Source organism: Streptomyces sp. NPDC103540, from assembly GCF_055584445.1.
The window spans coordinates 46,694-52,851 of the sequence record NZ_JBVJMA010000029.1 but is presented as its reverse complement, the minus strand read 5'-3'; the positions used below and the strand labels follow the sequence as shown (position 1 = coordinate 52,851).

The 6,158-nt window shown below is 71.5% G+C and carries 9 protein-coding genes; 8 read left to right on the top strand and 1 reads right to left on the bottom strand.

The features are described 5' to 3' along the window. Window positions 1-73 precede the first annotated feature (73 nt). Genes ACZ6ZI_RS38940 through ACZ6ZI_RS38925 form a run of 4 tightly spaced genes read left to right on the top strand, consistent with a single transcriptional unit; the run spans window position 74 to window position 1,459 of the window. The gene (locus tag ACZ6ZI_RS38940) at window positions 74-361 is read left to right on the top strand and encodes a hypothetical protein (protein ID WP_469529552.1); all 288 of its coding nucleotides are present in this window, start codon (window positions 74-76) and stop codon (window positions 359-361) included. Between the two features lie 26 nt (window positions 362-387). Further along, window positions 388-849 (top strand): hypothetical protein, encoded by a 462-nt coding sequence (locus ACZ6ZI_RS38935; RefSeq protein ID WP_469529549.1) that lies wholly within the window; start codon window positions 388-390, stop codon window positions 847-849. Next, window positions 846-1,139 carry a hypothetical protein gene (locus ACZ6ZI_RS38930; protein ID WP_469529546.1) on the top strand — a complete coding sequence of 98 codons (294 nt, stop codon included), beginning with the start codon at window positions 846-848 and terminating at the stop codon, window positions 1,137-1,139. Before ACZ6ZI_RS38935 ends, ACZ6ZI_RS38930 begins: the two co-directional genes overlap by 4 nt. Then, window positions 1,136-1,459 carry a hypothetical protein gene (locus ACZ6ZI_RS38925; RefSeq protein WP_469529544.1) on the top strand — a complete coding sequence of 108 codons (324 nt, stop codon included), beginning with the start codon at window positions 1,136-1,138 and terminating at the stop codon, window positions 1,457-1,459. The genes ACZ6ZI_RS38930 and ACZ6ZI_RS38925 overlap by 4 nt, the downstream gene beginning before the upstream one ends. Window positions 1,460-1,614: 155 nt before the next feature. Here ACZ6ZI_RS38925 and ACZ6ZI_RS38920 read toward each other — a convergent pair whose 3' ends face one another. Further along, window positions 1,615-3,492: a UvrD-helicase domain-containing protein gene (locus tag ACZ6ZI_RS38920; RefSeq protein ID WP_469529542.1), complete on the bottom strand. Its 1,878-nt coding sequence runs from the start codon at window positions 3,490-3,492 to the stop codon at window positions 1,615-1,617. Window positions 3,493-3,914: 422 nt separating this feature from the next. On the opposite strand from ACZ6ZI_RS38920, the gene ACZ6ZI_RS38915 reads away from it, so the two are divergent. The 4 genes from ACZ6ZI_RS38915 (at window position 3,915) to ACZ6ZI_RS38900 (ending at window position 6,059) form a co-directional block, all read left to right on the top strand. Then, entirely contained in the window at window positions 3,915-4,160 is a 246-nt protein-coding gene (locus tag ACZ6ZI_RS38915) for a hypothetical protein (RefSeq protein WP_469529540.1), read from the top strand. Further along, window positions 4,129-4,659 (top strand): DUF6879 family protein, encoded by a 531-nt coding sequence (locus tag ACZ6ZI_RS38910; protein WP_469529536.1) that lies wholly within the window; start codon window positions 4,129-4,131, stop codon window positions 4,657-4,659. Before ACZ6ZI_RS38915 ends, ACZ6ZI_RS38910 begins: the two co-directional genes overlap by 32 nt. An 11-nt stretch (window positions 4,660-4,670) precedes the next feature. Beyond that, window positions 4,671-5,519: a DUF5753 domain-containing protein gene (locus tag ACZ6ZI_RS38905; RefSeq protein ID WP_469529533.1), complete on the top strand. Its 849-nt coding sequence runs from the start codon at window positions 4,671-4,673 to the stop codon at window positions 5,517-5,519. 141 nt (window positions 5,520-5,660) lie between these two features. After that, window positions 5,661-6,059, top strand: a complete 399-nt coding sequence (locus tag ACZ6ZI_RS38900) for a DUF6415 family natural product biosynthesis protein (RefSeq protein WP_469529531.1) — start codon at window positions 5,661-5,663, stop codon at window positions 6,057-6,059. Window positions 6,060-6,158 lie beyond the last annotated feature (99 nt).

The window sequence follows — 6,158 nt, the reverse complement described above, 5'->3', positions numbered from 1 at the left end:
CTGACCTGACCTGCACGTTTCCCGTTCCGTGGGTGCCTGGCGACACAGGCACCCACCTATCCCAGGAGAACGCGTGACCGACAGCAAGCCGCACATGATCACTCCTGTAGAGCCGGACACCGTGACCATCCCCACCGCTGTGCTGAGCGACCAACGCTTCTCGCTCGCCGACATCGGCCTCTACGTCAAGGTCTTCCACACCTGCAGCTTCATGGGCACGCCGATCGACGTGGACGTGCTCGTGGCCGAGGTCCGGTACGGCCGCAACGCCGAGCGTTCTGGCATGGACGAAGCCAGCGTCCGGGAGGCCATCAACCGGTTCGTGGATGCGGGACTCTTCGACCAGGTCCAGCCCCGCTGATCATTTCGCACCAGGGAGGGAACGCCATGCTCACCATCGAGACCGTCCGTACGAACCCGAACATCAGCGAGGACCAGGCGCGCCGCGTAGTCGAGCTGTGGACCAGCGGCTACCCGGCGATGCGCGCCATCCTGGACCGGGTCATCAAGGCGCAGCGCGAGTTCGAGAAGCCGACCAGGGACGTGCGGCAGCTGGAGCAGGTCCGCCTGGAGCTCGGCCAGCTCGACCGTGGTAGCTACCGAGGCTGCACCCGCGGCGGGCCCATGTTCAGCACGTACGCCGCCCGCGACGCCGTCCACGGAGTCCTCAACGCGATGCCCATCGGGGAACGTGCCGCCGGCGACATCTACCGCCTCGCCGGAGAACTCGCCGACCTCGACTACGCCCTCGAAGAGGGGCGCCGGGCCCGGGCCGCCCAGCCGCTCGACCGGATCGGTCCGCAGAAGGCAGACTTGGAGGAGCAGTCGACCCAGGGAGCCTCCGCATGAGCGCGCAGCCGATCCACCCGCACGAGCCCGAGCGGCTGCCCCGCACCCAGAACGCCGTCGCCGCAGCCCTGCCCCCCGCCGACCGGATGGAGTTCTACCGGGAGATGGGCGAGGCCGACGAGACCGCACTCCTGGGCGTCCTGCGCCGCTGGTGGATGCGGGCGAACCTGTACGCCAACCCTCTGCCGGAGGCGACCCGCGCCGCCGTGGAGAACGGCACCGCGCCCGGGCGGCCCGCCGCGGCCGTGCTCCGCGAGGCCACCGCGGCCCGGGAGACGAGCGGCCGGTGAGCGACGAGCACCCCGAGCCGGACGCCGAAGAGGACGGCGAGGACCGGATCCGGCTCTCGCCGGCCATCTACCCGCTGCTCGCCCCAGACGTCTCGGCGTCGGTCTTTTCCGCCGTCGTCAACCTGCTCGTCGAGCTCAGCGAGACCCCAGTCCCGCCGCTGGCCCAGCCTGTCCCCGGTCAGCCGGGCTGGTACTCGACCCCCCTGGCCCGGGACATCGGACTCGCCGAGTACCACGTCGGCGACACCGACCCCGGCGCGGACGGACCCAATATCTACGTCGCCCGCATCGTGATCTCCGACGACTGGCCCGACTTCTGACCCCGGCCCCGCGCCCAGGCCGCGACCGTAGCGGTACGGCTGTGTCACGGTGACCGTGGTGAAGAACAAGGAGGGGCTCCGGCAGACGCCGGGGCCCCTCCGTCGCGTTCGATCGATTCGAACGAACCGGCTCCAATTGGAGCCAAAATCTGGGGTCAGTCCTCGTACGGGTCGTACGGCTGCGGGCCCCGGTGCCTGCGGGCTCGGGCGAGAACCGAGCGCATGGAGTCGTATCCCGGGTCACCGGTGCCGTCGTACTCGTCGATCCAGGCCAGCCCCGCCCGGTCCAGACGGTCCATGGCCCGGGTGACCGCCACGTACGCCAGCATCGCCTCGTCCCGCCGGATCTCCACCGGGACTCCGTCCCGCTCGGCGGGCTTGGAGAAGTCGTTCGCGATCTGCACGCTGTCCCACTCGCGGCCCTTGGCCTTGTGCGCGGTCGACAGGATCACGTCGGCGGTGTCCTCGGACACCAGCCGGTCCATCGCGGCCAGGACCTCCTTCGCGCCCTGGTCGTCGATGAGCCGGACGAACACCCGCAGGTCGCTCCCGCTGCCCTCGTTGTGGACGTAGTCCTGTAGCTGTGCCCAGGTCTCGAACGCGATGAGCTCGGGGTGAGAGGTCGGGCGCCCAGCCTGGAGGTCGAGCGCGGCCTCGGCGAGGGCCTTGATCTGCCCGCCTCCGCCGACCAGGGCCGGCCGCTGTCCCTCTTCCAGCGCGGCCATCGCCTGGGCCACCGCCTTCGCGTTGGTCCGGCACAGCACCGCCCGCGGCGCCGCCACGTGACCGATCACGGACCGCTTGCGCGGGTTGCCCACCAGCCGGATCCGGGCGCCGCCGACCTGGGCCAGCCACCGGTTCGCCTCCTCCGCGACTGCTGGCCCGAACCGCCACGACTGCTGCAGCAGGAGCCGGTGCTTCGCCGGCCACGTGGCCAGCGCGTCCACCGCGCCGCGCCAGCCGTAGATCGCCTGCGCGGAATCTCCGACGGCGATCCGCTGCGCCTTCTGTGCCTGGACCAGCTGGGAGATGACCGGGTTGGAGTCCTGAGCCTCATCGAGGAGCACGAAGTCCGCAGGCAGCTGCGGTTCCCTCAGCGCCCACATCTTGAGGTAGAAGTCGTGCGTGAATCGGTGCTGAGAGGTGACCACCTGCGTCTCCTCCCACAGCCGACGGGCGTGGGGGAGGAGCTCCCGGCGCAGCGCACCCATCGCCGCCGGCGGAACTCCCTCGAGGTCGGGCACGTGATCGGCCTGGACCTCGTAGGCCGCCGAGTGCGCGAACTTGTCGACGGCCTCCGTCGCCAGCCGCGCCAGCTGGACCGGTGAGAGCACCAAGTTCTTCGTCACGCGCAGCGGCTCGGTGATCCGCAGCAGCTCCGCCGTGCGCTTCGCCGGCACCCGGGCCTTCGTGCGTGCCTGGTAGTCCCGGCCGACCGCGTGCCAGGCCAGCGAGTGCGCCGTTCGGCAGTCGACACTGCGCGGGAACTTCCGCTTCGCGTCCTGCGCGATGGCGCGGTTGTATGCCAGGTAGATTCCGCGGCCGCGCATCACCGAAGCGGCCATCTGCAGCGTTGTCGTCTTACCCGACCCCGCCCCGGCCTCCACGACCAGGTCGTCGCCGGTCACGCACGCGTCGATGATGGCCTGTTGCTCGCCCGTCGGCAACAGCCCGGCGAAGGTCACCACAGCCTTCCGTGACGATGCCGCCGCCGGGGAAGGCGCTTCCGTCACCGGCCCGGGTGTGACGATCCGTTCTGCGCTTTCCGGGGCGACCGCCGTCGCCCGCGCGGAGACCAGGTCCAGGCGCCGTTCCACCGAGGCGACGCCCATGGCGCCGTACATCGCGTTCAGAGCCGTCCGGGCGGTCCGGGCATGCCGGGTCACTTCCCGCAGCTCCTCGTCGCCCAGAGCCAGCAGACGCAGCAGCTCACCGGCGGCCAGCGGATCCAGCGCCTCGACGGCTTCCCGAGCCTGCTGCCGCAGTCCCTCCGTGCCGACCTTGTCGCGCTCCTTCTGGCGCAGGGCTCGCATCCGGCACGTGCTGTTGCAGAACCGCCGGGGCCGGCCACCACGCCGGTTCGCCAGCACCTTGCCGCACCCAGACGCCTCGCAGACCGCCGCCTCCGGCATCACCCACACACCCTTCCCCTGCCCGAAGAACTTCCGTCACACATCGGGAGTGTGACGATCCATCGGCACCGCCACAAGGGAAACGCGGGAACGTTCAGCATAACGGCTGAATCCCGCTCCGCATGGCCTCTGACCTGCGCATACGCTCTTGCCGGTCAACCTGGCCAGATAACCCGTAAGCCTCTTGAGGCGGGTGGGAAAAGGCCCAGGGGTCGCGGTGGGGAGAACTACGTCCGGTAGGCGTCTGGACCCCCGGCGCTCTGCGCTGCTTCGCTTGCTCGAGCGTGCAATTTCCCGCAAACGGCGTGCTGCAGGAGGCGGTCATGGCACTACGGTTCATGGGCAAGGACCCCAACTCCGATACCGGGCAGTGCCCGTCGGCGTGGGTCGACGAAGACACGGGCGACGTGCTCGTGCAGGGCTGGAAGGCCAGCGCGGCGGAGATCGCCGAGTGCCTGAAGGCCGGGGACATCCCCGACACCGAGGCCGTGGTCCGGCTCCCCGCCCGGATGGCCCAGATCCTCAGGGAGGCGTGCGATGCCGCAGACGGACGTCGTGCCGGGCTTTGACGAGCTCCTCGACGGCGCCCAGACCTCCGCGCTCCACCTGGAGATGCGCGACGGCTACGGGGTGCCCGCCGAGTCCCCCGCGTTCGCGCAATGGCTCGCGACCGGCGAGCGCGAGCTGGACCCCGCCTCGGACTACTGGAAGTTCTGGGTGGACCTGGTACGCCGCACCGTCGCCCGCGGCGTGGTGGTCCGCCGCGCCCGCATCGTTTCCGAGCCGCTGTCGGACTACGCCCGGTACGGCCTGATCGGCGCCCAGGTCAACGCCGCCGCCGGCGAAGAGGTCCGCTACCTGCCGCGCCGCCGCGCCTCCGACATCGCGCTGCCCGGCAACGACTTCTGGCTCATCGACGGCAAGCTCATCCGCTGGAACCACTTCTCCGGCAACGGCGCCCCCGCCGACGGAGAGATGTCCGACGACCCTGCCGCGGCCGCGCTGTGCGCCTCCGCGTTCACCGCCGTGTGGGAACGCGCCGTCCCCCTGGCCGACTACAAGCCCTGACCCGGCCGCCGATGTCCTCGCCCCTGTCCAGCGCCCAGGAGGCCCGCGCCGCACTCGCTCTGCGGCTGCGCCACCTGCGCCTGGACGCGGGCCTGAACGGCGGCGAGCTCTCGGCACGGTGCGGGTGGCATCCGGCGAAGACCTCCCGAATCGAGCGCGGCCAGGCCGCCCCCGCCGACGCCGACATCCGTGCCTGGTGCACCGCCTGCGACGCCGCCGACCAGGAGCAGGACCTGATCGCGGCCTCCCGCAACGCGAACTCCATGTACATGGAGTGGAAGCGGCTGAACCGGGCCGGCCTGACCCGACTGCAGAACGAGATCGCCCCGCTCCTGGACCGCACCCGCACCTTCCGCGTGTACTGCTCCCACGTCGTGCCCGGCCTGCTCCAGATCCACGACTACGCCGCCGCCGTCATCGCCGCGTACGGGACCTTCCACAACGCCGCCGACACCGACGCCGAAGCCGCCGCCCGCGCCCGCACCGCCCGCTCGAGGATCCTCACCAAGCGCGGCCGCACCTTCGCCTTCCTCCTCGAGGACTCCGTCCTGCGCCCCGGCGTGGCCGACACGGCCACTACCGCCGCCCAGCTCGCCCACCTCCTGGACGTCATGACGCTGCCCCAGGTCTCCCTCGGTATCATCCCGGCCGGCGCCGCCCGCCCCCTGTGGTCCATGGAGTCCTTCACCGTCTACGACACCGCCCAGGTCGGCATCGAGCTGCTGTCCGCCCGCGTGACCATCACCGCGCCCGGCGAGGTCGCCGTCTACGAGCGCGCCTTCGCCCAGCTCTCGGCCGTCGCCGCCTACGGCCCGGCCGCCCGGGCCCGCATCGAACGAGCCCGCGCGGCGTGCGGGTGACCGCCCGCAATTTCCCGCAAGAACGTTGAGGGGCCGCTCCCGGGCTCCCTAGCGTCGATGGGACCGGGAAAAACCCAACGCCGCTCCTGGGAGGCCCTGATGAGCGCACCCGCGTCCCCGCCCATGCCAGCGAGACCCCATGTGAGCAGCACGCACCTGGCCCTGCACGATCCCGAAGGACACCTCGAAGGCGAACTGCCCCTCGACCGCGAGCCCCACGAGTGTCTGGTCAAGGCGGTCCTCGGCTGGACCGGCAACCCCGGCCTGCGCCCGGCGGACATCCAGCAGATCGCACTTCAGCTGACCGGAGCCGCCCGGGCCGTAGCCGGCGACGTCCGCCGCACCGCCGACCAGCTCCCCGCAGACCACCCGGCCCGCGCTCTCGCCGAGGTCGTCCTCGCCGAAGCCGAGCGCCGCCTCTCGGCCGCCCTGCAGGGCACCGTCCGCTGCGCCCAGGGCCGCGCCCGGCTCGTCCGCGCCCTCTACGAGCGCCTGGACCGCCTTGCCGAGTCCGCCCCACGGCCCGTCAGGGCCCTCTGAACCGACGCGTACCCGGGCGAGGCCACGGCCCCCGGGTACGCGGCGTCGAACAGCACCACGGCCGGCCCGCCGGGCCCGGCGAACACCACCGACACCGAA